The following is a 24,234-nucleotide window of genomic DNA, read 5'->3' as shown; positions in this document are numbered from 1 at the left end:
AGATAAAGGAGTGGCGACATGCAATCATTTTCTACGATTCGACTCAAAGACGGGGCGACGGATTACGTCGGGCAATCAGCTGAACGCCTGCAACGTGTCATCCGCCAACTCGAGGATGGGCTCGAACAATCTAACTATACCCGATTAATCACCCCTTTAATTGAAGAAGTCGGTGGCCGGGAACAAATTCGGATGGATTTTACGACAAGTGTCGCGCGGGCGCTCAGTGAGAGGGGCCGCGAACAATATAAACGGGTCTTTTACAGTGGTTCGGTCTTCCAGCCGGAAGAAAAGTTCCAAGTCGGCTTTGAAGAACGGGGCGTGATCGCCGAGGTCGAAGCGATCCAACTCGGTGTCCGCCTGATCGAAGAATTGACCGGTAAAGAAGTGACGTTGTCGATCGGCGACGCCGGACTGATTGAACACTTGATTGAAACCCGGGTCGGTGATCACCACCTGCGGGATCAAGTGACACAGATGTTGCGGTTACGGAACGTCATCGAACTGAAACGGATTGCCCGGGAACTCGATGATGCCTTGCTCGCCAAGCTCCCGCTCTTGTTTGGTCGGGAAGGGGCGGAACAGATCTTGCCGTATGTCGACGAAACCCGCTTAAATGCCGTCATCGATTTAGCGGACGCCGTCAATGCCGATCTCGACTTCGGACAGATGGGGCTGCAGACATACTATGATGGTGTGACGATTCACGGTTTCATCGAAGGTGTGACCGAGCCGGTGTTGGTCGGAGGACGATACGACCGGCTGTATGAACAATTTGGTCAGGAACAACAAGCGTTCGGGATCGGATTTTCCGTCGAACGACTCGCGGAGGTGCTCTAAATGCGGATTGGGATTACGAAAGGCCGGCTGTCGAAAACAACGGAACGGTATTTAAAAGAAGCAGGCGTCGAAACGTGGGGGGCGATCGAACGTGAATTGATCGTCAAGCGCGGGGAACATGAATTCGTCTTCATGAAAGGATCGGATTTGATTCCGTATGTCGCCCAAGGCGTCCTCGACGTCGCAATTACCGGCAGCGATATTCTGCTCGAATCGGATCAGGAATTGTCGGAACTGGCAGAATTACCATTCGGGATTTGCCGGATGTCGGTTTGTGCAAAAGAACCGTTGCAGTTCGAAGGCGGACGCCGGGTCCGGATTGCGACCAAATATCCGGTCATCGCAAAACGTTATTTCAGTGAACTCGGTGTCGATGTCGATATCGTCCCGCTGAACGGTTCGGTTGAACTGGCACCACTGCTCGGTCTTGCCGATGCGATCGTCGATATCGTCGAAACGGGTGAAACACTCCGGGCGAACGGTCTCAACGAATATGAAAAAATCATCGATATCAACGCCCGGTTCTTTACGAGCGAGTGGACGTTGAAACGCAAACGCGTCGAAGTGATTCAATTACTCGAACAGCTGACAGAAGGAGTGACTCGGTAATGGCAACGACAAAAAACTTCAGTGTCGACCGTGAGACGGAGCAAGCCGTCCGGTCGATTCTGGAACAAGTGGCAAACGACGGCGATGCGGCCGTCCGTCGCTACACAAGTGAATTTGATCGCGTCGATCTGACAGACTTCCGTTTGGATGAAACGAAGATTCAAGAAGCGTTTGATCAAGCCGATCCCAATCTGGTCGACTCGTTAAAACTGATGGCGACCCGACTCGCCGAGTGGCACGAACAGGAATTGCCGTCTGACATCGAGCTCATCGAAGCGGACGTCACCCGTCGCCAACGGTTTGTTCCGGTTGACTCGGTCGGGATTTATGTCCCGGGCGGAGCAGCAAGTTATCCGTCGACCGTCCTGATGAACGCGATTCCGGCTAAAGCCGCCGGCGTCGAGCGGGTCGTCATGGTGACACCGGTCACCGGACTCAGCACAGAAGTGTTGGTCGCGGCGAAAATCGCCGGTGTGACGGAAATCTATACGATTGGTGGCGCCCAAGCTGTCGCTGCGTTGACATTCGGAACGGAATCGATTCAAGCGGTTGATTTGATCGTCGGACCGGGCAACCGGTTTGTTGCCGAAGCGAAACGCCAAGTCTATGGCATCGTCGGCATCGACTCGGTCGCCGGACCGTCAGAAGTCGTCGTCATCGCCGATGAGACGGCGCATCCGGACCGGATTGCCGCGGATCTCCTCGCACAAGCAGAACACGATCGTGACGCCGTCGCGATTGCCTTCGTCCCGACGGAAGCAATGAAACGTGACGTCGACGAGGAACTCGAACGCCGCTTGTCAGTACTCCCGCGGCAAGAGATTGCACGCCGGGCGATGGAAAACGGCGGGGTCTTCGTCGCCTCACTCGACGAAGCGATTGAAGAAGCAAACCGTTTGGCCGCCGAACACTTGGAGCTCGCTGTCGCAAACCCGCAAGAGGTCGTCAAGTTGATCCGTCACGCCGGGATGATTTTCCTCGGACACGAAACACCGGAAACACTCGGCGATTATGTCGCTGGGACGAACCACGTCTTACCGACATCGGGGACGGCACGCTTTGCGTCCGGCTTATCGGCACGAACCTTCTTACGTCACCAGACGCTGCTCGAAGCGACACGGGAAGGTGTCGCTCGACTGGCTAATGCTGCAAAAACGGTCGCTCGGGTCGAAGGACTCGAAGCACACGCACAAGCGATAGAAGTGAGGGAGAACTGATGCGATTACACCAAAACGAACGATTTACGGCACACAGCCCGGTTGGCATCGAGACGATCAAACAACTTGTCGAGACGTTTCCCATCAATGAATACCCGGTCGAAGTCATCGATCAAGTCAAAGCGTCTTACAGCGCCTATGCCGGTGTCCGTCCGACCCAACTTGTGGCCGGGAACGGCTCCGACGAACTGATTGGCTACCTCTGTGCCCGCTACGCCGGTCCAGAGTCACCGGTCATCGCCCCGCAACCGGACTTCGTTATGTATCAGTTTTATGCCGACCGCGCACGGGCCGACTTCAGTAAAGTCCCGTTGCTCGACGGGATGGCACTCGATGTCGATGGACTGCTCGCTGCACCAGGCAATATCATCTTCCTCAGTCACCCGCATAATCCGTCGGGGATTTTGCGGAAGGAAGCGGATGTCCGCCGATTGCTCGACAGCGGAAAATATGTCGTGATTGATGAAGCCTACATCGACTTTGCCTTTGAGCAATCGATGGTCGGTTTGCTCGACGAGTATCCGAACGCGATCATTCTCCGGACGTTGTCGAAAGCGTTTGGTCTCGCGTCACTGCGACTCGGCTTCCTGATTGCCAGTGAACAGGTCGTTGCGGAAGTCGAATCGATCAAGTCGCCGTATAACGTCTCCGGACTCTCGGCTGCCGTCGGGATCGCCATCATGGCCGAGCCGGAACTGGATCTCGTCTTGGAAGAGACGTTTGCGAGCCGGGACACGATTGCCCGTCTGGTTAAACCGCTTGGCAGAACCTATCCGAGTGCCGCGAATTTTGTCTACGTCGAATACGAGGAAGCTGAACGCTTCACCGAACGTTGTGCCAACGCCGGACTGCGGATCCGTTTGTTTGACGGAGCCTTCCGCGTCAGTTGCGGTTCGACGGAAGCGATGGAAATCTTAGAGAAATGTGTAGAGGAGGAACTGCAATGCGTCGTGGGACAAGTGAACGAGTAAGTTCAGAATCAGAAATCAAGGTCGCGGTCGACCTCAGTGGCGGACCGGTTGAGATCAAGACGGGGGTCGGTTTCTTTGACCACATGTTGACCTTGTTTGCCTTCCAGGCCCGGATTGGTCTTGTCATCGAAGCGAAGGGCGATCTCTGGATCGATGCCCACCATACGGTTGAAGATACGGCAATCGTTCTCGGAGCTGCCTTGACGGAAGCGTTAGGCGACAAAGCCGGTATCGAACGGTACGGTGAATCACGTGTGCCGATGGACGAGACCCTTGCCTCGGTTGTCCTCGACTTCAGTGGGCGTCCGTATACGGTGTTCCTCGCCGAATTCAAAAATCCGAAGCTCGGCGATTTTGATACGGAACTGGCGGAAGAGTTTTTCCAAGGCTTGTCCCGCAGTGCCCGGATGACGATTCATGCGCAAGTCCTCTACGGTTCGAACACCCACCACATGATCGAAGGACTATTCAAGGCACTGGGTCGGGCTGTCCGTCAGGCCGTTGCCGTGACCGGTGACGGCGTCCCGTCGACGAAAGGACTGATTGACCAATGATCGCCATCGTAGATTATGGTGTCGGCAATATCGCCAACATCGAACGGGCGTTAAAAGAGCTCGGAGAAGCCGTCATCGTCACGAGTGATCTGGAACTGCTCGGACAGGCGGAAGCGCTCGTCTTACCGGGTGTCGGTGCCTACGCGCCGGCAATGGCCCGATTAGAAGAGACGGGATTGATTGCGTTCTTACAGGAACAAGCGACGAAAAAACCATTCCTCGGGATTTGTCTCGGGATGCAACTGTTGTTTGAATCTAGTGATGAAGACGGACAGACACAAGGGCTCGGTATTTTACCGGGAACAGTCGAAAAGTTACCGAGTGACGTCCGCTTGCCGCATATGGGCTGGCATCAGTTGACGAACCATGGCGAAGCCGTTTATTTCGTCCACTCATACGGTGCCGTCTGTGAACCGGACTGGATTGTTGATTCGGTCGAATACGGACGACTCGTTCCGGCCATCGTTCAAAAGGACTTGGTGACAGGGATGCAGTTCCACCCGGAGAAGAGTGGCGAAGTCGGATTGAAATTACTTAAGGAATGGAGAGAGACGACATGCAACTCTACCCAGCAATCGATTTAATGAGCGGACAGGCCGTCCGGCTCAAACAAGGTGATTTTCAACAGCAGACCTTTTTCGGGGATGCGTTGACCATTGCCAAACGTTTTAAGGAAGACGGTGCGACAGCGATTCACCTGATTGATTTGGATGGCGCAAAAGCCGGCGAACCGCTTCACTTGAGCCTGATCGCGGACATTAAAAAAGAAACTGGTTTGTTTGTCGAAGCCGGCGGCGGCGTCCGTAACATCGAAACGGTCGAAGCGTACGTCGGAGCAGGGATTGACCGGATTTTGATCGGCACGGTCGCGCTCGAAGACGAAGCGTTGCTCGAACAGATGATTGAGCGGGCCGGTGATAAGTTGGTAGTGGCACTTGATGCCAAAGACGGGATCGTCCAAACACGCGGCTGGCTCGAAGCGAGTGACTGGACGCTTGACCGGGCAATCGAACACTTGATTCAAAAAGGCATTAAAACGTTTTTATACACGGACATCTCCCGCGACGGGATGATGCAGGGACCGGATGTCGACGGACTCGACCGCTTAAAACGGGACGGCGTTGAACTGATTGCGTCCGGTGGTGTGACGACGGTCGAAGACGTCGCCCGCTTAAAAGAGATTGGGATGGACGGTGCCGTCATCGGCCGTGCTTTGCTCGACGGTTCGTTGTCATTGAAAGAGGTGCTTCGCGTATGTTGATGAAACGGATCATTCCTTGCCTCGATGTCAAGGAGGGGCGCGTCGTCAAAGGCGTGAAGTTTCAAAATCTGCGCGACCTCGGAGATCCCGTCGCCGTCGCGAAATACTATTACGAACAAGGGGCCGACGAACTTGTGTTACTTGATATCTCAGCGACGCAAGAAGGACGCGACACGATGCTCGATATCGTCGAGCGGGTGGCGGAAGTCATCTACATGCCATTTACGGTCGGTGGCGGCATCAAGACGCTCGAAGACGCCAAACGATTGATCCGCGCCGGTGCCGATAAAGTCTCCCTCAACTCGTCGGCGTTACAGAACCCGCAACTGATTCAAGACATCAGCCGCTTGTTTGGTGTTCAGGCGACGGTCGTCGCCATCGATGCCAAGCGGACAGGTGATTCGTGGGGTGTCTTCTCGCACGGCGGCACACAAGCCGTCGGACGGGATGCGATCGAATGGGCGCAGGAAGCGGTCTCGCTTGGAGCCGGTGAACTGCTCGTCACGTCGATGGACGCGGACGGAACGAAGGACGGCTACGACCTGGAATTGATTCAACGGTTGCGGGAAGTCGTCAATGTGCCGTTGATTGCCTCGGGTGGCGTCGGGACACTTGAACACTTGGCGGAAGGGCTCGAAGCCGGAGCCGATGCGGCACTCGCTGCCTCGATTTTCCACGAAGCGACCTATACGATGCCGGAGACGAAGGATTACCTGAAGGCGAGAGGAGTCGACGTCCGATGATCGAATTGAATTTTTCGAAAGGACTCGTCGCGGCTGTGATTTTAGATGAAACGACGAATGACGTCCTGATGGTCGGTTTCATGGATCAGGCGGCGTACGACAAAACGCTTGCGACCGGACTCGTCACCTTTTTCTCACGGACGAAGAACCGACTTTGGACGAAGGGCGAGACGAGCGGACATACACTCGAACTCCGCCGTATGTGGATCGACTGCGACCAGGACAGTCTGTTGATTACCGTTAAAGCAAATGGACCGACGTGCCATACCGGCAACCGGACCTGTTTCTATACAGAAGTGGAGGTGCCGCATGTTACATGAACTCGAACGCACGATAAAAGAAAAAATCGCGTCACAAGATGAGGCGTCTTATACGAACTATCTGGTCAAAGCCGGGCGTGAAAAAATTGCCAAGAAGTTTGGCGAAGAAGCGTTTGAAGTCGTCCTCGCGGGAGACGATACGCTCGCGGAAGAGACGGCCGATCTGCTGTATCATCTGACGGTGTTGCTTGCTGATCGGGGTGTTTCGTTTACGGACGTCGAAGCCGTCTTGAACGAACGCCACGGCACGAAGTCGACGTTTAAAGATCGTCCCGATATCGAACAGTGGTAAACAATGGCTCTGCATTCCTAAAACGGGATGTAGAGTTTTTTTGTTCGGAAAACGGGGAAACAAATAAGGAAAGTGTCATCAAATCGTCAGAACATTTGGATAGGCATTTAGTAGAAAGCGGGCGTATAATCAAGAACATAGTCTGTTTGTCCAGAAAGTAGGTGTCATTTTGATCACGAAAAAAGAAATCACGAAAACGATCAAAGAACAATCGAAAGAAACGATTGAAGAGTTGCTGGCGAAAGGCGACTCGTTAAAAGAAGAGATTGCCAGTGCGATTACGCACGGACTGGGTGTTATCTTCAGTATCGTCGCTTTAGTATTGCTAGTCCTGCAAGCCTCGAAGTCGGGCAGTGTTTGGAACATCACCGCCGTCAGTATCTTTGGTGCAACGATGATTCTGTTGTATCTGTTCTCGACGCTGATGCACTCACTGATGCATACAAAAGCCAATAAAGTCCTGCAGATCCTCGATCACGCGGGAATCTACTTATTGATTGCCGGAAGCTATACACCGTTCGCCTTGATTACGTTACGCGGACCACTCGGCTGGACGCTGCTCGGGATCGTCTGGGGAGTCGGTATTCTAGGTATCATCTGGAAACTGTATTCGACCGGAAAACACGTCTGGATTTCGAACGCCTCGTATTTGATTCTCGGCTGGTGTTGTCTGTTCGCCATTAAACCGATGTATGAAGCACTCGGGTTACAAGGGTTCCTCTTACTACTCGGTGGCGGACTCGCCTATTCACTCGGTGTCATCTTTTACGTCTGGGCACGTTTGCCTTATAACCATGCGATTTGGCATCTCTTTGTCCTCGCAGGGAGTATCTTGATTTTCTTATCCATCTTCTATTACGTGGCGCCGGCATCGGCACCGCTGTCTTGAAGAAATTAAAGTTGCGGGACTGGCTCCCGTTTACACTCTACATGCTTGTTGGACTTGGACTGCTCCTTTATTTCCGTTTTTCGGGGATGATGGAGCAGTTTGATATCCAAGCATTGTCCGACTGGATTCTTCAGCAGGGCGCTTTTGGCATGTTGTTGTACATATTGGCGTATACGGTCCGTCCGCTCGTCTTTTTCCCGGCGAGCCTGTTGACGGTGTTTGGCGGCTATACATATGGACCATGGCTAGGAACGATTTTAGATGTCGTCGGTGCCGGGACCGGCAGTTTACTTAGTTTCTGGATTGCGCGTCTGCTCGGTCGGCGCGGGATTGAAAAAATCATCGGCACCGGCAAGTTAACGGCACTTGATGAACGGATTGCGACGAACGGATTTGTCGTCGTCTTGATCGTCCGGCTGATTCCATTTTTTCCGTTTGATGCGATCAGTTACGCGTCAGGTCTATCAAAAATTAAATTTAGACAGTTTGCGCTTGCGAGTTACCTCGGCATCATTCCGGGTGCCTTTGTCTACAACAACATCGGAGCAAGTTTACGTGATCCATTTTCCTGGCAGTTTTTCTTTGCGATTTTCCTGTACCTCTTATTTTTTATGGTTGGATTTTTTGCACAACGGATGTTACGGAAAAAACAAAACAACGAGCACGTGTAAGCGCTTTATGTCATAATATGAATGCAGAGATGTGAACCGACATGGTAAAACAGCCTAGCATTTATTTAGGGGGAGTAATGAGTGATGGAACGAGTATTACGGGATGGTTTTATCTTTTTATCGCAAAACAAGACATTGAATGGTCTGGCGAAACGGTATGGTCTGAAATTCGGTGCAGGTCGCTTCGTCGCGGGGGATTCACTGGAAGCCTCGAAACGTGCGATTCAGGACTTAAATGCAAAAGGATTGTGCGTCACGATGGATCACCTCGGTGAGTTCATCTCAACGGTCGGAGAAGCGGAAATGATGACACAGGAATGTATTCGTGCGGTGGAAATGATTGCGGAAGAGAAATTAGACTCGCAACTTTCACTGAAATTGACGTCACTTGGTCTCGATATCTCAGATGAATTGATTCGTTCGAACATGGAACGGATCTTAACACGGGCAAAAGAAGTTGGTGTCTTTGTCACGATCGACATGGAAGACGAGCCGCGTTGTGAAAAGACGATTCAACTGTTCGAAGAATTACGTCAATCATTTGATAACATCGGGACGGTCATTCAGTCGTACTTGTACCGGTCGGAAGACGACATCAAACGTGTCGGACGATTCGAGACGAACTTACGGATCGTTAAAGGCGCGTATAAAGAGCCGGCAACGGTCGCCTTCCCGGAAAAAGAAGATGTGGATCATAACTACATCAAGCTCGTAAAACTTCAACTGTCACTTGGTAACTATGCTGCAGTAGCGACGCATGACGATGCGATGATTGAACAAATCATCCGTTATGCGAAAGACAATGGCATCGGCAACGACAAGTTCGAATTCCAGATGCTGTACGGCATCCGTGTCGAGCGACAGCTTGAACTCGTGAAGCTGGGGTATAAAGTTCGGGTCTACGTCCCATACGGTCGTGACTGGTACGGCTACTTCATGCGCCGTTTAGCGGAACGTCCGGCGAACGTGGCATTTGTCCTCAAAGGCATGGTCAAAGGTTAATAGGGAAACGTGAGATGGAGCTGTCATGGCTTCATCTTTTTTTATCATTTCTTGATAATTGTTCGAAAGATTTTTACGTCCCGTGCTTTCCTCGGGCGAGACGCAAGTCGCGGCTCTTTGACCCATCGGATCAATGAGCCGGGTCTCGCCTGTCTCTGACAGCGCAAAAACCGCGCTTTTTCCCGTAGGAGTCACGGGAAGCAAATCTTTCTTCACTTACTACATATACTACATAGGAGGCATGGTCATGTATGTAACGGAACAGCAGTTGAAAATGCAGCTGCAACAAGAGGATACTATTATTTCGGAGGAACTGCTTGATCAGATGCTGCATCATATCGGCAGTTTGGATCCAGCTTTACGGGACGGACTTATTTATCCGCAATTAGTTGAATGGATCATGTCGGAAGAGTTTTCCGCAACATCAGCTGAACGGATTGTATCGTTCGTTTTGAGTCAGGATGGCTTATTTTATCAATTGACGGAGCCGGATGACATTGCCGTCTTCACCCGTTCGTTTTCGGCTTTGCTTTTAGCGGCAGTATTGGAAAAAGATGCTGCGAAGCCACAATTGGACGAGAAGACATACGAACAGCTCTCCGACAGATTGCTGACATATCTTAAAAATGAAACAGATTTTCGAGGATTTGTTCCGACTCATGGATGGGCACACAGTATTGCGCATATTGCCGATGTCTACGATGCATGGTTCAAGCATCCCCGGAGTCAGGTCAATAATGAGCAAGCGGCGATTGCCCGATTTATCGAGATTTTGATGGCACCGCACTATGTATTCATCGATGAAGAACAGGAACGTGTTATAACAGCTTGGTTAACGGCAAGAGAACGAGGCGTTGAAGATGGTGCGTTTCTGACAATGCTTGAGAAACCGATCGAAGCATGGCTCGATTTGCCGGTGACATGGGATAATGCTCAATTCAATGTCCTCCGGAATACAAAACAATTGCTACGGACACTGTATTTTCGCGTGAAATGGCAAGACAAGACATCAATGCTCCCGGAACGGATTGAAAACTTGCTGTTTCAAATCCATCAACGGTATCAGTAAACGAAAAACAGACGTGTCCACTCGACTTCTACGGGAAAAGGAAGCTTGCTTCCGTCAGGGACAGGCAAGACCCGGTCATCGCTAGATGGGCGCGGCTTGCGTCCCGCCCGAGAAAAGCGGGTGGACATACGTCTGTTGCAAATAGGTATTTTTTTAATCTCTTGTCCGAAACGCAAACAAACAAGAAAACGCATGGGCCTGGTCAAGCAACCGCTGTCCAGTCATGATGGCACCTTCTTTTTGAATGACGGCTTCGTCAAGCAACGTCCAGCCGAGTTCATCTGCCAGTTGGACGAGTTCCCACGGCATCATCGTATTACCCATCGGTGCGTCTTCTCCGTACAGGCGACGATAGGACAATTCCCGTGGTGCTGCCGTTGGTCCAAGTAGACTGATGACGACAAGCGGAGCGACCCGGCTAATTTCGCTTAGCACCGTGACAGGACGCGTCGACCATTCGAGTGAATTGACAGCAAGGACGGCGTCAAACGTATCATCCACAAACGGTAACGCTTCACCGGTTCCGACGACGAAGTCGAGTGCCGGTGATTTGTCACGGGCAATCCGGATCATTTCTTCCGATAAATCAAGACCTGTCACCTGAAACGCGTCCGCGAGCAACCGGCAGGCCGCGCCGTCGCCGCATCCTAAGTCCAGTAGCTTCCCGGACGTGATGACTGATTTCAGAAACGGAATGATTGTTTTCCGACTGCCTGTCGTCCACATCATGTCCGATCGTTCCGCCCAATCCATCGCTTTTTGATCCCACAATTGTTCCGTCGGTTTCATGAGAATTCCCCCTTTGCCTTCAGTCTAACAGGAAAATTTGACCAATAGATGATTTTTTATTGCTACTGAATGATAATTCATTTATGATGGAGAGGTAGAAGGAAGCAGTGGAAAAACGGACGGCTTCTTTTTTTGTCAGAATAATGAATGGTTGTTCATTCAATTACGGATCAGGGGGTCTATCATGGCGAGTCAAATCGGTCAGCCGACCACAGTACACACGACGAAACATATTCAATTCGCCGTCATTATCGGTTCAGGGGTCATGGGTGCAGGGATTGCCGCACACCTTGCGAACGCGGGAATTCGGACATTGATGCTTGATATCGTACCAAAAGAACTTACAGTGCAAGAGACGAAACAAGGATTGACGCTTGAAGATGCAGCGGTTCGTTCACGGATTGCCCGGGACAACCGACAAAAGTTACTCAAACAAAATCCGGCACCACTCGCTTCGAAGCAGTTACTTGATCTGATCGAAGTCGGAAACCTCGAGGACGACTTGGAACGCCTCAAAGAAGCGGACTGGGTGATTGAAGTCATCGTCGAACGGCTTGACGTCAAGCAACAGCTGTTTGCGACAATCGAACCGTTCTTACGCGAAGATGCGATCGTCAGCTCGAATACGTCAGGAATTTCAATCGAAGCGATGCGTCAAGGACGTTCGGATTCCTTTAACGCCCGCTTCCTAGGCACACACTTCTTTAATCCGCCGCGTTACTTGAAGTTACTGGAATTGATTCCGACGACGGATACGGCTCCGGAAGTCGTCCAGTTCATGAAACAGTTCGCAGAAGAACGTCTTGGTAAAGGGGTCGTCATCGCTAAAGATACACCAAACTTCATCGGCAACCGGATTGGTACGTACGGTCTGCTTGTCACACTCGACGAGATGAAGAAGGGCGGCTATTCGATCGGGGAGGTCGATTCCGTCACCGGACCATTACTCGGTCGTCCAAGCTCAGCGACGTTCCGGACGCTTGATGTCGTGGGGATCGACACATTCGTTCACGTCGCGAACAACGTCTACGACTTGTTACCGGACGGAGCGGAAAAAGACACGTTCGCCGTGCCGGCAGAAATGAAACGGCTGGTCGACGAAGGGTCACTCGGCGCGAAGTCGGGACAAGGCTTCTATAAAAAAGTCGGCAAACAGATTCTAGAACTCGATCTTGCGACTTTTGAATACGTCGAAAAGAAAGCGCTTACCGAACCGTCGATCGGTCAAGCGAAAGCTCTTCCGGGCGCAAAAAATAAACTCAAAGCCGTTGTCTTTGCGAAGGACCGTGTTGGTGCTTTGCTCTGGCCGATTCATGCGAAGACGTTACTGTACTCGGCACAACTGACACACGAAATCGCGGATGACATCAAAGCAATTGACGAAGCGATGAAATGGGGCTTCGGTTGGAAGATGGGACCGTTCGAGACATGGGATGCTATCGGCGTCGAGAAGACGGTCGCGAAGATGAAACAAGACGGATACGACGTCCCAGCTTGGGTCGACGAGATGCTCGCAGCAGGCGTGACCAGTTTCTACAACGAAGACGGTCAGTTCTATGATGTGCAGACACAAACGTATGTCGGCAGTGCCGTCAATCCGAAAGAAATCCGTTTACGCGACGTTCGGAAATCAAACGGTGTTCTGCTTGAAAACAACGGAGCCCGCCTGATGGATCTCGGAGATGACGTGGCGGTTCTTGAATTTACGTCAAAAAGTAACGCGATCGGCGTCGACATCATGCAGATGATCGAACAGTCGATTGATCTCGTCGAAAAAAATCACCGTGGTCTTGTCATCGCAAACGATGGCAAAAACTTCTGTGTCGGGGCGAACCTGGCAATGATGTTGATGGAAGCAGAGGATGAAAACTGGTTCGAACTTGACTGGATCATCAATAAGTTCCAGCAATCGATTCAAAAAATCCGCTACGCGTCACGGCCGATCGTCGTCGCTCCACAAGGGATGACGCTTGGCGGCGGAACAGAGATTTCACTTCCGGCAGCGCGTATCCAAGCAGGACTTGAAACGTATATGGGACTGGTCGAAGTCGGTGTTGGTCTGATTCCAGGCGGTGGCGGAAACGTCAACACGTATCGTCGTCTGCTTGAGAATACACCGGACGGACTCGTCAACATCGAAAAGGCCGCGCAGAAGACGTTTGAGAACGTCGCGATGGCGAAAGTCTCGAAATCAGCCTTTGAAGCACGGGAACTCGGTTATGTCCGGACCGTCGACCAGATTTCGATGAACCGTGATCACTTGACGTTTGATGCAAAACAGCTTGTCCTTGAGCTCGACCGGACAGGATACACAGCACCGGCGCATGCAAAGATTCCGGTCGTCGGTCGTGCCGGGAAAGCGACGCTGGAACTCGCGACGCGCGAGATGTTCTACGGCGGCTATATCTCGGAACACGATTTAAAAATCGCCAGTAAACTTGCCCACGTCATTGCCGGCGGAAACGTCTCGTTTGGCACGACGGTCGATGAGCAGTACATGCTCGATATCGAACGAGAAGCGTTCCTGAGCTTGATTGGTGAGATGAAAACACAACAGCGGATGCAGCATATGCTTGTCAAAGGCAAGCCGCTCCGTAACTGATGACTGGGGGGATTCGAATGAAAGAAGCAGTAATTGTCGCTGGTGCACGGACACCTGTCGGCAAAGCAAAAAAAGGATCGTTTAAATCGATGCGTTCTGATGAACTCGCAGGAATCGCCATCAAGGAAACGTTGAAACGTGCGAACTACACCGGAGCAATTGATGACGTCATTCTCGGATGTGCCTTACCGGAAGCCGAACAAGGGATGAACATCGCCCGTTATGCGTCGGTCCTCGGAGGACTCTCGCATGAAGTACCCGCGATTACGATCAACCGGTATTGTTCATCCGGTCTCCAATCGATTGCCGATGCTTCGATGAAAATCATGACAGGACAAGCGACAGCGGTCATCGCCGGTGGACTGGAATCCATGAGTCAAGTGCCGATGCCGGGACACGTCGTCCGTCCGAATCCATCGATCGTCGAAACGGAACCGGAATATTATATGAGCATGGGTCATACGGCAGAGCAGGTCGCAACGACGTATCACGTCTCACGGGAAGATCAAGATGCGTTTGCGCTCAAAAGTCATCAAAAAGCAGCCGCTGCGATTGCGTCCGGCAAGTTCGCCGATGAAATCGTCCCGGTGACGGTGACAGAACAGTTCGTCAACGATGAACTGAAAATCGAAGAAAAAACGTGGCTCGTCGAACATGACGAAGGCGTCCGCGCTGACTCGTCACCGGAAGGTCTCGCAAAGTTACGTCCGGCCTTCCGTCTCGGAGGCAGTGTCACAGCCGGGAACTCGTCGCAAACATCGGACGGTGCAGCCGCAGTCTTGATCATGGAACGGGAAGAAGCAGAACGCCAAGGGTTACCGATTCTCGGGAAGTTCAAATCGTTTGCCGTCGGCGGTGTTCGTCCGGAAGTCATGGGAATCGGACCGGTCGTCGCGATTCCGAAAGCACTCGAACTTGCCGGCATCACGCTCGCAGACGTCGGACTGATTGAGTTAAACGAAGCCTTTGCGTCGCAGTCGCTCGGTGTCATCCGGGAACTTGGTCTAAACGAAGATATCGTCAACGTCAACGGCGGTGCGATTGCGCTAGGGCATCCACTTGGTTGTACAGGAACGAAGCTGACGTTAACACTCTTGCATGAAATGAAACGACGGAACGTCCAATATGGCGTCGTCTCGATGTGTATCGGCGGCGGGATGGGTGCTGCCGGCGTATTCGAACTAGTTGAAGGAGGAACAGGACAATGAGCCAAACGACAAACGAATTAATTAAAGGTGGAAGTTTTGTACTGGATGAGTTGGAAGCGGATCGTCTCTTTACACCGGAAGATTTTTCGGAAGAACACAAAATGATTGGTGACATGACGGCGAAATTCGTCGAAGACCGTGTCGTTCCGCTCCTCGATCGAATCGAAAAACATGAGTTCGAATTGTCGGTCGGTCTCCTGCGCGAAGCAGGCGAGCTCGGATTGCTTGGTGCCGATGTCCCGGAAGCGTATGGCGGCTATCAGATGGATAAAATCTCGTCTTCGATCATCACGGAGAAGTTTGCTCGCGGTCGTTCGTTTGCCCTCAGTTATGGTGCCCACGTCGGCATCGGCTCGTTACCAATCGTCTTCTTCGGAAACGAAGAGCAAAAACAAAAGTATCTCCCGAAACTGTCGTCCGGGGAATGGATTGCTTCTTACGCCTTGACAGAACCGGGCTCAGGTTCCGATGCCCTCGGTGCAAAGACGACGGCTGTCTTGAATGAAGCCGGCACACACTATGTCTTGAACGGTGAAAAACAATGGATTACGAATGCCGGATTTGCGAGCCTGTTTGTCGTCTATGCGAAAATCGATGGCGATAAGTTCACGGCGTTCCTCGTCGAAGGTGATTATCCAGGCGTCTCAACGGGACTCGAAGAACAAAAGATGGGGATCAAAGGATCATCGACACGGACATTGATCTTACAAGATGCAGAAGTACCGGTCGAAAACGTCCTCGGTGAAATCGGCCGCGGGCACGTCATCGCCTTTAACATCTTAAACGTCGGTCGTTATAAACTAGCGGTTGGTGCCGTCGGTTCATCAAAACGGGCGATCGATCTTGCCGTCCAGTATGCGAACGAACGTAAACAGTTTAAGACGCCGATCAGTTCATTCCCGTTGATCCAGGAGAAACTGGCGACGATGTCGGCACAGACATATGCGATGGAAAGCTCAGTCTACCGGACAGGCGGATTGTTCCAGGACAGTCTCGATCAGTTGTCGGAAGAAGAAAGCAAAGACGGCAAGAAGATTGCCGATGCGATCGCTGAATACGCGATTGAGTGCTCAATGAACAAAGTGTTTGCTTCCGAGACATTTGATTACGTCATCGATGAAGCGGTTCAGATTCACGGTGGTTACGGCTTCATGGCGGAATATGAAGTCGAAAACATGTACCGTGATTCACGGATCAACCGAATCTTCGAAGGAACAAACGAAATCAACCGTCTGCTCGTCCCAGGTACGTTGCTGAAAAAAGCCATGAAAGGGGATTTACCACTCTTGGCAGAAGCACAACGTCTCCAAAATGAAGTCATGAGCTTCATGCCAACGGAAGTTGGGACAGAACCACTCGACCGGGAACGTCACTTGCTCGCGATGATGAAAAAAATCTTCTTGCTGACAGCAGGAACGGCCGTTCAGAAGTACCAAGATAAACTTCAGGGCGAACAGGAAATCCTTGCGAACACAGCCGACATCATGAGTGCAATCTATGCGCTTGAGTCTGCCATCGTCCGGACGGAAAAAGCGATTGTCACAAAAGGCGTCGAGAAGAGCGAATTGAAAATCCGTTATACGGAAGTGTTTGCGCAACAAGCGTTCGAAGGTGTCGAACGGGACGCAAAAGAAACGTTGTACGCGGCAGCGAGCGGCGACGAGTTGCGGATGTTGTTATCGGCATTGAAGAAGTTCAGCCGTTACCAGCCAATCAACTCGATCGGAACAAAACGTCTGATTGCGAAACGTTTGATCGAAGCGAATAAATATACGGTCTAAGTCAGGTTTACCGATTCGCCTTTACAGGGAAAATCTCTGTAAGGGCGAATTTTCGTTCATTGAAGGAGGGAGCACGATGCGACACGAGTTAACGGAACTTCAGTTTGCGGTGGACTATTATAAATCATTGGAACGGCTGTCGGATGAAGAATGGCAGCTCCCACTTGCGATTGATAAGTGGACGGTTCAGGAATGTGTCAGTCATCTGTTTTTATGGGACCGGTATTATTTCGATCATGCCGTATCAAAATTGCCGAATGATCCGTTGACGCTCATCGAGACTGATTACGATGAATTTAATCGTCTCGCGGTCGAGTATGCGCACCATATCGATGCACTCGCGTTGCTGAAAAAAGCGATTGCTGTCCGGCTAGAGCTGGTTTCCTCCCTTGATCGTCTGACGGATGAGCAGTACGACCGGCGATACGAGGATCGTTTTCAACCGCGGGCATTCGTAGAGTCCTTCATCGCGCACGACCATCACCATCAAGAACAAATCGATGCTGCGCTGGCACGCTTGAAACGGAGATGAGACATCTGCTAGTCTAAGGATAGAGGTGATGGAAAAATGGTAACGATGTATGGCTATCCAAAATGTAGTACGTGTGTCAAGGCGAAGAAGGCCCTCGAGGCAAACGGCGTCGAGGTCGATTATAAACATATCGTCGACGAGACACCGAGTGCCGAGACGATCCAAGAACTCCACCAAAAGAGTGGCGAGCCGTTGAAGAAATTTTTTAACACGAGTGGTCAATCGTACCGTTCGCAAGGCATCAAGGATCGTCTGCCGAATCTGTCGGAACAGGAGCAATATGAACTGCTCGCAAGTGACGGCATGTTACTCAAACGTCCGATCGTGACGGACGGGCAAGACGTGACGATCGGATTCAAAGAAGAACTCTATCAGGGAAAATGGTATTAAGAAGGCTGGTTCATTTGGTATACTGAATGCGTTAGTCCACTATAGATCACAGGGGGAATCGCAAATGAGTCAAGTCAAAGACAATCTACGTTATTCGGAAGAGCATGAATGGGTCGAAGTAACAGGAAATAAGGCACGAATCGGGATTACGGATTTCGCGCAACATGAACTTGGCGACATCGTGTTCGTCGAACTACCAGAAGTCGGTGATACGATTTCGGCAAACGAACCATTTGGTTCAGTTGAATCGGTCAAAACGGTATCCGAATTGTATGCACCGATTTCAGGGAAAGTCGTTGCGATCAACGAATCACTGTCTGATTCCCCGGAACTCGTCAACGAATCACCATTTGAAGGGGCATGGATGGTCGATATCGAGATTGCAGATGAAGCGCAAGTCGAAGCATTGATGGATGCAGCTGCTTACAAATCGATGATCAACGAGTAATACTTAACGAAAAGAGGACAAGGAAACGATTTCGTTTCCTCGTCGTCTTTTTTTCTGTATACTGGCACAAGACAAGAAATACGAAAGGAGAACGGGATCGATGAAGGAAGTCACAGCAGCACCAGAAAACGGTTTGTTGTATGTCTATGCACCGATGTGTGGGACGTGTGCCATTGCAAGTCGGATGCTTGAGATCGTCGAAGCGACAAAAGACGGGGAATGGATTGAACAAGCGAACGGAAATTTCATTCCGGATTTTCTAGAACAGGCACAGGTCATGAGTGTTCCGGCTTTATTGAAAATCGAAGAGAATCAAGTCGTATCAAGGCTTTATGCGTTCCAGTCGGTTCAAAACGTCTTTGCATTTTGTGCGGAATAACAAGAGGAATCAAAAAAAGATTTCTCTTTACGCTAAATTGTCGGAATATTTACAATAATCCGTTGACAATCATAAATTATGAATGGTATATTCATATCAACTTCTAGAAATGCTTTTATAGGAAGTCTGGCAGAGATGTAACTCGACTGTTTCTTTTCATTTCAAAACCGTTCAAAAAAATCCAGGTTTGTTTGTTTGTCTCCCCTTAAGTCGTCCCCCAAAGACGAAGCGGCACAAGAAGACGATCCTTGGATTGGAACAGGTAATCTGGATGTGAGGACAGCTTGGCTTATGTATCGAAAAGGCGCCGTCCTCTGATGCGACGAACGAAGAAGTTCGTATCAGAGCTGGGTTTTCCTTCGTGGCATTTCTAACCACATTATTCGTGTTGCCGGTTTACCGGCAGCGCCTTTTTTTTGTTTTCGAAAGATTTTCGAGCAGTCGCCTTGCCAAGCAGAATGCTCCCTGCTACAATTCGATTAAGGTAAATTACTTTAATTCATATCCGATTAGTCGGAATTAAAAAAGAGATACGGAGGACGAACAGGCATGACAGTACGTTTTATGGATGTATTTACAGAGTGGGCGTCAACATACGACGACACAGTGACGGGGCACGATCCGGAGTACAAAGAAGTCTTTCGTCGTTATGAAGAAATATTAGATACAGTGGCAACAAAAGCGATCTCACCGGTCGTCGAATTCGGGGCGGGAACAGGGAACCTGACACAACGGTTGCTCGAGCGGCACCAAAACGTTTTGGCGGTGGAACCGAGCCCGGAGATGCGGGAAATCCTCATCAACAAGATTCCAACGTTACCTGTGCAGGATGGACACTTCCTGTCCTTTACGGCAGACCATGCGAAAAGTTTTGTTTCGACCTATGCGTTTCATCATCTGACGGATGAGGAAAAGGGAGAAGCCGTTGACCTGATGGCGAAGATTTTGCCGCACGACGGAAAAATCGTCTATGCCGACACGATGTTCGTATCGGAAGAAGCACGTTTGCAGACGATCGCAGAAGCAAAAGCACAAGGATTCGACGGTTTGGCAGAAGACTTGGAACGGGAGTTTTATCCACTGATTCCAGTCATGGAAGATATTTTTGCGTCACGCGGATTTGACGTGACATTCACACAATACAATCACTTCGTCTGGCTCGTAGAAGCCGAGAAAATGGGGGAATAAATCATGACACTCAAAAAAATGAACGTAGAAAGTTTTAACTTGGACCATACGAAAGTCAAAGCACCATATATCCGCGTCGCCGGTTACAAAGACGGTAAGGTCGATCAAGTCGTCAAATACGACATCCGCTTCACACAACCAAACGTCGAGCAAATGCCGATGCGTGCGATGCATACGCTTGAACACTTACTCGCGGAAAACATCCGTAACTATTCAGACGATGTCATCGATGTTTCGCCGATGGGATGCCAAACAGGTTTCTACATGGCGATGATGAACTTCGATTCGGTCGAAAAAATGAGTGAACTCGTCGAGAAGACACTTCAAGACGTCTTAGCAGCAGAAGAAATTCCAGCGCAAAACGAAGTCCAATGTGGATTCGCAAGCGCCCACGACCTTAAAGGAGCGAAGCACTATGCCGAGAAAATGCTTGCCGGTCGTGATGAATGGGACATCGTCTTCGGATGATCGCGAAGTCAGTCCGGGACCTCGTCGGAAATACGCCGCTTTACGAGATTACTTCATTCGATTTGCCTGCTGGTACGCGGATTTTGGCGAAGCTCGAATGGATGAACCCTGGGGGCAGCGTCAAAGACCGCCTGGGCATTCAACTCGTTGATGCGGCGATCGAACAGGGACACGTGACACGAGGCGGAACGATCATTGAACCGACTGCCGGCAACACCGGCATCGGTTTGGCGCTCGCCGCTAAAAAATATGACTTACAGGTCATTTGTGTCGTTCCTGAAAAATTCAGTCAGGAGAAACAGACGTTGATGCGGGCACTCGGCGCGACTGTCGTCAACACACCGACTGAACTCGATATGCAAGGCGCGATTGATAAAGCAAAAGAACTGGGACAAACGATTCCAAACAGTTATGTCCCGCTTCAATTCGAAAACGAAGAAAATCCGGTCACATATCAGCGGACACTTGGTCCTGAGCTGATGGCGGAACTCGATCACATCGATTGGTTCGTCGCCGGATGCGGGTCAGGTGGAACGTTTGCGGGAACAGCGGCATTCTTAAAAGAACGTCTCGGGACAAAAGGCGCCATCGTCGAACCGGAAGGCTCGGTCCTCAACGGAGGACCGGCCGGACCGCATAAGACGGAAGGCATCGGGACGGCCAAATGGCCAAGTCTTGTATCCCGCGACTTAGTAGATGAAATTCATACGGTTTCTGATCACGATGCCTTCACGAAAGTCCATGAACTGGCGGCTCGTGAAGGGCTGCTCGTCGGCAGTTCAGCCGGCGCGGCACTCGCAGCAGCGCTTGATATTGCAAATCGTTTTCCCGGCAGTACGATCGTCACCGTCTTCGCAGACAGTGCCGAACGGTATCTAAGCCAACAAATCTTTGAAAAGGTGGACGAGACACATGCGTAAAAAGACAGCATTGATTCATGGGGGAACAGGCGTCGATCGAGCAACAGGTGCCGTTACACCTCCGATTTATCAAACGAGTACGTACAAGCAAGAAAAAATCGGTCAATTAAAAGAAGGCTATGAGTATTCACGGACAGCCAACCCGACACGGACAAGCATCGAACGATTGATTGCGGATCTAGAAGGCGGGGCACGTGGTTTTGCGTTTGGATCAGGAATGGCAGCGATTCATGCTGTCTTCAACCTGCTTGAGTCAGGCGATCATATCGTCATGACCGATGACGTCTACGGTGGAACGTTCCGCTTAATGCAACGTGTCTTACCGAAGTTCAACATTCATGTGACATTCGTCGACACGACGGATCTTGCCGCGACGGAAGCTGCGGTTCAAGACAACACGAAAATGCTGTACGTCGAAACACCGACGAACCCGTTGTTGAAAGTCACGGACATCGCAGCTGTTGCGGACATCGCGAAACGCAATAACTTGAAACTCGTCGTCGACAACACGTTTGCGACACCTTACTTGCAACAACCACTTGCACTCGGCGCAGACATCGTCTTGCACAGTGCAACAAAATACATCGGCGGTCACTCAGACGTCGTCGCCGGACTCGTCGTCGTCAACAGCGATGCACTTGGTGAAGATCTTCACTTCATTCAAAACTCGACTGGCGGCATCCTTGGACCACAAGACAGCTTCTTGCTTGTCCGTGGTTTACGGACGCTTGGTATCCGGATGGATGCGATCGAAGAAACGTCACATGATCTCGTTCAGTTCTTACAGGACCAGCACGTCGTCTCAAACATCTTCTACCCGGGACTCGCGTCACATCCGGGTCATGCGACACAACAAAAACAGGCAACTGGTTTTGGCGGCATGATCAGCTTTGATGTCGGTTCTGCTGAAAACGCGGAGAAGCTGGTCGAAGCGACACACTTCTTTACGCTTGCCGAGAGTCTCGGCGCAGTCGAAAGCTTGATTTCCGTTCCGGCACGGATGACGCACGCCTCGATTCCTGCTGAACGTCGGGCTGAGCTCGGCATCACGGATGGACTCGTCCGGATTTCGGTTGGACTGGAAGATGCAGAGGACTTAAAAGAAGATTTAGCACGTGCTTTCAGTCTGTTAAAACCAGTTTCAGAAAAAACTGTTTGACAAGCAAAATAAGCCCTGCTAATATTCAGATTATATTAAAAATAACTAAATACCGATAACTCTTATCGAGAGTGGTGGAGGGACTGGCCCGATGAAACCCGGCAACCGCGGAATTTATTCCGAAGTGGTGCTAATTCCAGCAGACGAATGTCTGCAAGATGAGAGCAAATGGTTTTGTGTACTGAAAAAGTGCGCGCGTTTGCTCTAAAACGTGCGCACTTTTTTTATGTTTAGGAGGGACAGTATTGATTCGCTTACAGGATGTAGGAAAGATTTATCGCTCGAAGCGCGGATCGGTTGAAGCCGTCGTCAATGTCGACTTAACAATCGAGCGCGGTGAAATTTTTGGAATAATCGGTTATTCGGGAGCAGGGAAGTCCACCTTGATCCGATTGCTGAATATGTTAGAAGCTCCGACGAGTGGCTCAATCCAAATCGACGGAGTCGAAATGACGACGTTACGTCCAAAAGAATTACGCGGTGTTCGCAAAAACGTCTCGATGGTTTTCCAGCACTTTAACCTGCTGTGGTCGCGGACGGTCGAAGAAAACATCATGTTCCCACTGGAACTTGGTGGTTATCCGAAAGCACGCCGGAAAGAACGGGTCGCCGAGCTGATTCAACTCGTTGGACTCGACGGACGAGAAGGTGCTTACCCGTCGCAACTATCGGGTGGTCAAAAACAACGGGTCGGGATTGCCCGGGCACTTGCTTCTAACCCGGACGTCTTATTATGTGACGAAGCGACAAGCGCACTCGATCCGAAAACGACGGACTCGATTTTAGAATTGCTCGTCGATATCAACAAAAAACTGAAACTGACGATTGTCTTGATCACGCACGAGATGCACGTCATTCAAAAAATCTGTAACCGGGTCGCCGTCATGGAAGCCGGGAAAATCGTCGAACAGGGACCGGTCGCCGAAGTATTCCGTCATCCAAAACAGGCAATGACAAAAGAGTTCGTCAAACAGTTGACGTCCTCAGCAGAAAACGAATTGACGTTTGCGAAATTGCGGGAACGGTATCCGACCGGGAAAATCGTTCAGTTGACGTTTGTCGGTTCGACTGCCGAGAGCCCGATTCTTGCCGAAGTCATGAAAGATTCGACCTTATTATTTAATATCATTGGCGGGAACGTCGGACAAACGCAGGACGGGGCACTCGGGACGCTGTTCATTCAGTTGATCGGGGCAGAACAGGAAACACAAGCGGTCATCGCCAAACTTCAAGCGAGTGACGTTGAAGTGGAGGTCGATCATCGATGAGCAAGTGGTTTGAAAATGTAGATTGGTTAGTAATGGGGCAACAAACGGTGAATACGTTGTATATGACAGGTGTCGCCGGTGTTGTGACATTTTTTGCAGGACTGTTGATCGGTTTGCTGTTGTATGCGACCAACGAGGAACTCTTGTTTAAGAATCGGACGTTTTACGGGATTCTCAGTTTCTTCGTCAATATCTTCCGATCGATTCCGTTCATCATTTTGATTATCCTATTGTTCCCGGTGACAAAACTCGTGACCGGTTCGATTATCGGATCAACCGCAGCCATCCCGGCTTTGATTATCGGGGCTGCGCCGTTTTATGGACGGATGGTCGAACTTGCCTTGCGTGAAGTCGATAAAGGAGTCATTGAGGCAGCCGAATCGATGGGGGCGACAAAAATTCAAATCATTTATAAAGTACTCATTCCAGAAGCGCTACCTGCGATCGTCTCTGGTATCACCGTGACACTCGTCGCCCTCGTCGGTTACACGGCAATGGCCGGAGTAGTGGGTGGTGGGGGACTTGGAAACTTGGCCTTCATCGATGGATTCCAGCGTACTCAAAATGACATCATTGTCGTTGCGACATTATTGATTCTCGTCATCGTCTTTATCATTCAGATTATCGGCGACGTACTTGTTAAAAAAATCGACAAACGATAAAA

At 50.7% G+C, this 24,234-nt stretch carries 26 protein-coding genes, 1 pseudogene and 1 riboswitch; of the genes and pseudogenes, 26 read left to right on the top strand and 1 reads right to left on the bottom strand.

Annotated features, from left to right (window positions below; genetic code table 11):
* Positions 1–18: 18 nt before the first annotated feature.
* The 13 genes and pseudogenes from P404_RS0104465 (at position 19) to P404_RS0104400 (ending at position 10,438) form a co-directional block, all read left to right on the top strand.
* Complete coding sequence (locus P404_RS0104465) at positions 19–840, top strand: ATP phosphoribosyltransferase regulatory subunit (protein ID WP_026827608.1); 822 nt, start codon at positions 19–21, stop codon at positions 838–840.
* Positions 841–1,449 carry an ATP phosphoribosyltransferase gene (hisG, locus tag P404_RS0104460; RefSeq protein ID WP_012371233.1) on the top strand — a complete coding sequence of 203 codons (609 nt, stop codon included), beginning with the start codon at positions 841–843 and terminating at the stop codon, positions 1,447–1,449. It abuts the gene before it with no gap.
* On the top strand, positions 1,449–2,666 hold the full coding sequence (gene hisD / locus P404_RS0104455; RefSeq protein WP_026830081.1) for a histidinol dehydrogenase: 1,218 nt from the start codon (positions 1,449–1,451) through the stop codon (positions 2,664–2,666). The genes hisG and hisD overlap by 1 nt, the downstream gene beginning before the upstream one ends.
* Complete coding sequence (locus P404_RS0104450) at positions 2,666–3,637, top strand: pyridoxal phosphate-dependent aminotransferase (protein ID WP_026830080.1); 972 nt, start codon at positions 2,666–2,668, stop codon at positions 3,635–3,637. The genes hisD and P404_RS0104450 overlap by 1 nt, the downstream gene beginning before the upstream one ends.
* Entirely contained in the window at positions 3,610–4,191 is a 582-nt protein-coding gene (gene hisB, locus P404_RS0104445) for an imidazoleglycerol-phosphate dehydratase HisB (RefSeq protein ID WP_012371230.1), read from the top strand. Before P404_RS0104450 ends, hisB begins: the two co-directional genes overlap by 28 nt.
* On the top strand, positions 4,188–4,775 hold the full coding sequence (gene hisH / locus P404_RS0104440; protein ID WP_014971136.1) for an imidazole glycerol phosphate synthase subunit HisH: 588 nt from the start codon (positions 4,188–4,190) through the stop codon (positions 4,773–4,775). Before hisB ends, hisH begins: the two co-directional genes overlap by 4 nt.
* Complete coding sequence (hisA, locus tag P404_RS0104435; protein ID WP_026830079.1) at positions 4,748–5,452, top strand: 1-(5-phosphoribosyl)-5-[(5-phosphoribosylamino)methylideneamino]imidazole-4-carboxamide isomerase; 705 nt, start codon at positions 4,748–4,750, stop codon at positions 5,450–5,452. The genes hisH and hisA overlap by 28 nt, the downstream gene beginning before the upstream one ends.
* On the top strand, positions 5,446–6,195 hold the full coding sequence (hisF, locus tag P404_RS0104430; protein WP_014971134.1) for an imidazole glycerol phosphate synthase subunit HisF: 750 nt from the start codon (positions 5,446–5,448) through the stop codon (positions 6,193–6,195). The genes hisA and hisF overlap by 7 nt, the downstream gene beginning before the upstream one ends.
* Positions 6,192–6,807, top strand: a pseudogene (gene hisIE / locus P404_RS18740) (bifunctional phosphoribosyl-AMP cyclohydrolase/phosphoribosyl-ATP diphosphatase HisIE). The gene hisF and the pseudogene hisIE overlap by 4 nt, the downstream one beginning before the upstream one ends.
* Positions 6,808–7,030: 223 nt before the next feature.
* Positions 7,031–7,696 (top strand): PAQR family membrane homeostasis protein TrhA, encoded by a 666-nt coding sequence (trhA, locus tag P404_RS0104415; RefSeq protein ID WP_026830077.1) that lies wholly within the window; start codon positions 7,031–7,033, stop codon positions 7,694–7,696.
* Positions 7,693–8,367 (top strand): TVP38/TMEM64 family protein, encoded by a 675-nt coding sequence (locus P404_RS0104410; protein WP_026830076.1) that lies wholly within the window; start codon positions 7,693–7,695, stop codon positions 8,365–8,367. Before trhA ends, P404_RS0104410 begins: the two co-directional genes overlap by 4 nt.
* Positions 8,368–8,451: 84 nt before the next feature.
* Positions 8,452–9,369, top strand: coding sequence for a proline dehydrogenase family protein (locus P404_RS0104405; RefSeq protein ID WP_026830075.1), 918 nt, complete (start codon positions 8,452–8,454; stop codon positions 9,367–9,369).
* A 247-nt stretch (positions 9,370–9,616) separates the two neighbouring features.
* A complete protein-coding gene (locus P404_RS0104400; RefSeq protein ID WP_026830074.1) occupies positions 9,617–10,438 on the top strand; it encodes a DUF2785 domain-containing protein in 822 nt (273 codons plus the stop codon).
* Positions 10,439–10,591: 153 nt separating this feature from the next.
* Here P404_RS0104400 and P404_RS0104395 read toward each other — a convergent pair whose 3' ends face one another.
* Positions 10,592–11,227: a class I SAM-dependent methyltransferase gene (locus P404_RS0104395; RefSeq protein ID WP_034774029.1), complete on the bottom strand. Its 636-nt coding sequence runs from the start codon at positions 11,225–11,227 to the stop codon at positions 10,592–10,594.
* A gap of 184 nt (positions 11,228–11,411) precedes the next feature.
* Here P404_RS0104395 and P404_RS0104390 point away from each other — a divergent pair, with 184 nt between their 5' ends.
* The 13 genes from P404_RS0104390 (at position 11,412) to P404_RS0104330 (ending at position 24,232) form a co-directional block, all read left to right on the top strand.
* Entirely contained in the window at positions 11,412–13,829 is a 2,418-nt protein-coding gene (locus tag P404_RS0104390) for a 3-hydroxyacyl-CoA dehydrogenase/enoyl-CoA hydratase family protein (RefSeq protein WP_034774027.1), read from the top strand.
* A 17-nt stretch (positions 13,830–13,846) separates the two neighbouring features.
* On the top strand, positions 13,847–15,037 hold the full coding sequence (locus tag P404_RS0104385; RefSeq protein WP_026830071.1) for an acetyl-CoA C-acetyltransferase: 1,191 nt from the start codon (positions 13,847–13,849) through the stop codon (positions 15,035–15,037).
* A complete protein-coding gene (locus P404_RS0104380) occupies positions 15,034–16,818 on the top strand; it encodes an acyl-CoA dehydrogenase family protein (RefSeq protein WP_026830070.1) in 1,785 nt (594 codons plus the stop codon). The genes P404_RS0104385 and P404_RS0104380 overlap by 4 nt, the downstream gene beginning before the upstream one ends.
* 76 nt (positions 16,819–16,894) lie before the next feature.
* Positions 16,895–17,350, top strand: coding sequence for a DinB family protein (locus tag P404_RS0104375; RefSeq protein WP_026830069.1), 456 nt, complete (start codon positions 16,895–16,897; stop codon positions 17,348–17,350).
* 36 nt (positions 17,351–17,386) lie between these two features.
* Complete coding sequence (locus P404_RS0104370; RefSeq protein WP_026830068.1) at positions 17,387–17,740, top strand: arsenate reductase family protein; 354 nt, start codon at positions 17,387–17,389, stop codon at positions 17,738–17,740.
* Positions 17,741–17,804: 64 nt separating this feature from the next.
* The gene (gene gcvH / locus P404_RS0104365; RefSeq protein ID WP_012371215.1) at positions 17,805–18,188 is read left to right on the top strand and encodes a glycine cleavage system protein GcvH; all 384 of its coding nucleotides are present in this window, start codon (positions 17,805–17,807) and stop codon (positions 18,186–18,188) included.
* Between the two features lie 100 nt (positions 18,189–18,288).
* Entirely contained in the window at positions 18,289–18,567 is a 279-nt protein-coding gene (locus P404_RS0104360; RefSeq protein WP_026830067.1) for a thioredoxin family protein, read from the top strand.
* Between the two features lie 549 nt (positions 18,568–19,116).
* Complete coding sequence (locus P404_RS0104355; RefSeq protein ID WP_026830066.1) at positions 19,117–19,755, top strand: class I SAM-dependent methyltransferase; 639 nt, start codon at positions 19,117–19,119, stop codon at positions 19,753–19,755.
* Positions 19,756–19,758: 3 nt separating this feature from the next.
* A complete protein-coding gene (locus P404_RS0104350) occupies positions 19,759–20,223 on the top strand; it encodes an S-ribosylhomocysteine lyase (protein ID WP_026827626.1) in 465 nt (154 codons plus the stop codon).
* Complete coding sequence (locus P404_RS0104345; RefSeq protein ID WP_026830065.1) at positions 20,220–21,143, top strand: PLP-dependent cysteine synthase family protein; 924 nt, start codon at positions 20,220–20,222, stop codon at positions 21,141–21,143. Before P404_RS0104350 ends, P404_RS0104345 begins: the two co-directional genes overlap by 4 nt.
* Positions 21,136–22,302, top strand: a complete 1,167-nt coding sequence (locus tag P404_RS0104340) for a bifunctional cystathionine gamma-lyase/homocysteine desulfhydrase (RefSeq protein ID WP_026830064.1) — start codon at positions 21,136–21,138, stop codon at positions 22,300–22,302. Before P404_RS0104345 ends, P404_RS0104340 begins: the two co-directional genes overlap by 8 nt.
* A gap of 59 nt (positions 22,303–22,361) precedes the next feature.
* Positions 22,362–22,467, top strand: a riboswitch (SAM riboswitch).
* An 80-nt stretch (positions 22,468–22,547) separates the two neighbouring features.
* Positions 22,548–23,570 carry a methionine ABC transporter ATP-binding protein gene (locus P404_RS0104335; RefSeq protein WP_026830063.1) on the top strand — a complete coding sequence of 341 codons (1,023 nt, stop codon included), beginning with the start codon at positions 22,548–22,550 and terminating at the stop codon, positions 23,568–23,570.
* Positions 23,567–24,232 carry a methionine ABC transporter permease gene (locus tag P404_RS0104330; protein ID WP_026830062.1) on the top strand — a complete coding sequence of 222 codons (666 nt, stop codon included), beginning with the start codon at positions 23,567–23,569 and terminating at the stop codon, positions 24,230–24,232. The genes P404_RS0104335 and P404_RS0104330 overlap by 4 nt, the downstream gene beginning before the upstream one ends.
* The last annotated feature ends 2 nt before the right edge of the window (positions 24,233–24,234 follow it).

Source organism: Exiguobacterium antarcticum DSM 14480, from assembly GCF_000685865.1.
In the GTDB taxonomy this organism is placed as follows: Bacteria; Bacillota; Bacilli; order Exiguobacteriales; family Exiguobacteriaceae; genus Exiguobacterium_A; species Exiguobacterium_A antarcticum.
Note: the sequence above shows the minus strand (reverse complement) of the source record. Positions and strands in the feature narration are given on the sequence as shown.

Coding starts and splice junctions, on each gene's coding strand:
- P404_RS0104395 (WP_034774029.1), bottom strand. CDS start 11,227: ATGAAACCGACGGAACAATTGTGGGATCAAAAAGCGATGGATTGGGCG.
- P404_RS0104385 (WP_026830071.1), top strand. CDS start 13,847: ATGAAAGAAGCAGTAATTGTCGCTGGTGCACGGACACCTGTCGGCAAA.
- gcvH (WP_012371215.1), top strand. CDS start 17,805: ATGAGTCAAGTCAAAGACAATCTACGTTATTCGGAAGAGCATGAATGG.
- P404_RS0104370 (WP_026830068.1), top strand. CDS start 17,387: ATGGTAACGATGTATGGCTATCCAAAATGTAGTACGTGTGTCAAGGCG.
- P404_RS0104345 (WP_026830065.1), top strand. CDS start 20,220: ATGATCGCGAAGTCAGTCCGGGACCTCGTCGGAAATACGCCGCTTTAC.
- P404_RS0104450 (WP_026830080.1), top strand. CDS start 2,666: ATGCGATTACACCAAAACGAACGATTTACGGCACACAGCCCGGTTGGC.
- hisB (WP_012371230.1), top strand. CDS start 3,610: ATGCGTCGTGGGACAAGTGAACGAGTAAGTTCAGAATCAGAAATCAAG.
- P404_RS0104380 (WP_026830070.1), top strand. CDS start 15,034: ATGAGCCAAACGACAAACGAATTAATTAAAGGTGGAAGTTTTGTACTG.
- hisA (WP_026830079.1), top strand. CDS start 4,748: ATGCAACTCTACCCAGCAATCGATTTAATGAGCGGACAGGCCGTCCGG.
- hisH (WP_014971136.1), top strand. CDS start 4,188: ATGATCGCCATCGTAGATTATGGTGTCGGCAATATCGCCAACATCGAA.
- hisD (WP_026830081.1), top strand. CDS start 1,449: ATGGCAACGACAAAAAACTTCAGTGTCGACCGTGAGACGGAGCAAGCC.
- P404_RS0104355 (WP_026830066.1), top strand. CDS start 19,117: ATGACAGTACGTTTTATGGATGTATTTACAGAGTGGGCGTCAACATAC.
- P404_RS0104330 (WP_026830062.1), top strand. CDS start 23,567: ATGAGCAAGTGGTTTGAAAATGTAGATTGGTTAGTAATGGGGCAACAA.
- P404_RS0104375 (WP_026830069.1), top strand. CDS start 16,895: ATGCGACACGAGTTAACGGAACTTCAGTTTGCGGTGGACTATTATAAA.
- P404_RS0104340 (WP_026830064.1), top strand. CDS start 21,136: ATGCGTAAAAAGACAGCATTGATTCATGGGGGAACAGGCGTCGATCGA.
- hisF (WP_014971134.1), top strand. CDS start 5,446: ATGTTGATGAAACGGATCATTCCTTGCCTCGATGTCAAGGAGGGGCGC.
- P404_RS0104400 (WP_026830074.1), top strand. CDS start 9,617: ATGTATGTAACGGAACAGCAGTTGAAAATGCAGCTGCAACAAGAGGAT.
- P404_RS0104465 (WP_026827608.1), top strand. CDS start 19: ATGCAATCATTTTCTACGATTCGACTCAAAGACGGGGCGACGGATTAC.
- P404_RS0104360 (WP_026830067.1), top strand. CDS start 18,289: ATGAAGGAAGTCACAGCAGCACCAGAAAACGGTTTGTTGTATGTCTAT.
- P404_RS0104390 (WP_034774027.1), top strand. CDS start 11,412: ATGGCGAGTCAAATCGGTCAGCCGACCACAGTACACACGACGAAACAT.
- P404_RS0104350 (WP_026827626.1), top strand. CDS start 19,759: ATGACACTCAAAAAAATGAACGTAGAAAGTTTTAACTTGGACCATACG.
- hisG (WP_012371233.1), top strand. CDS start 841: ATGCGGATTGGGATTACGAAAGGCCGGCTGTCGAAAACAACGGAACGG.
- P404_RS0104405 (WP_026830075.1), top strand. CDS start 8,452: ATGGAACGAGTATTACGGGATGGTTTTATCTTTTTATCGCAAAACAAG.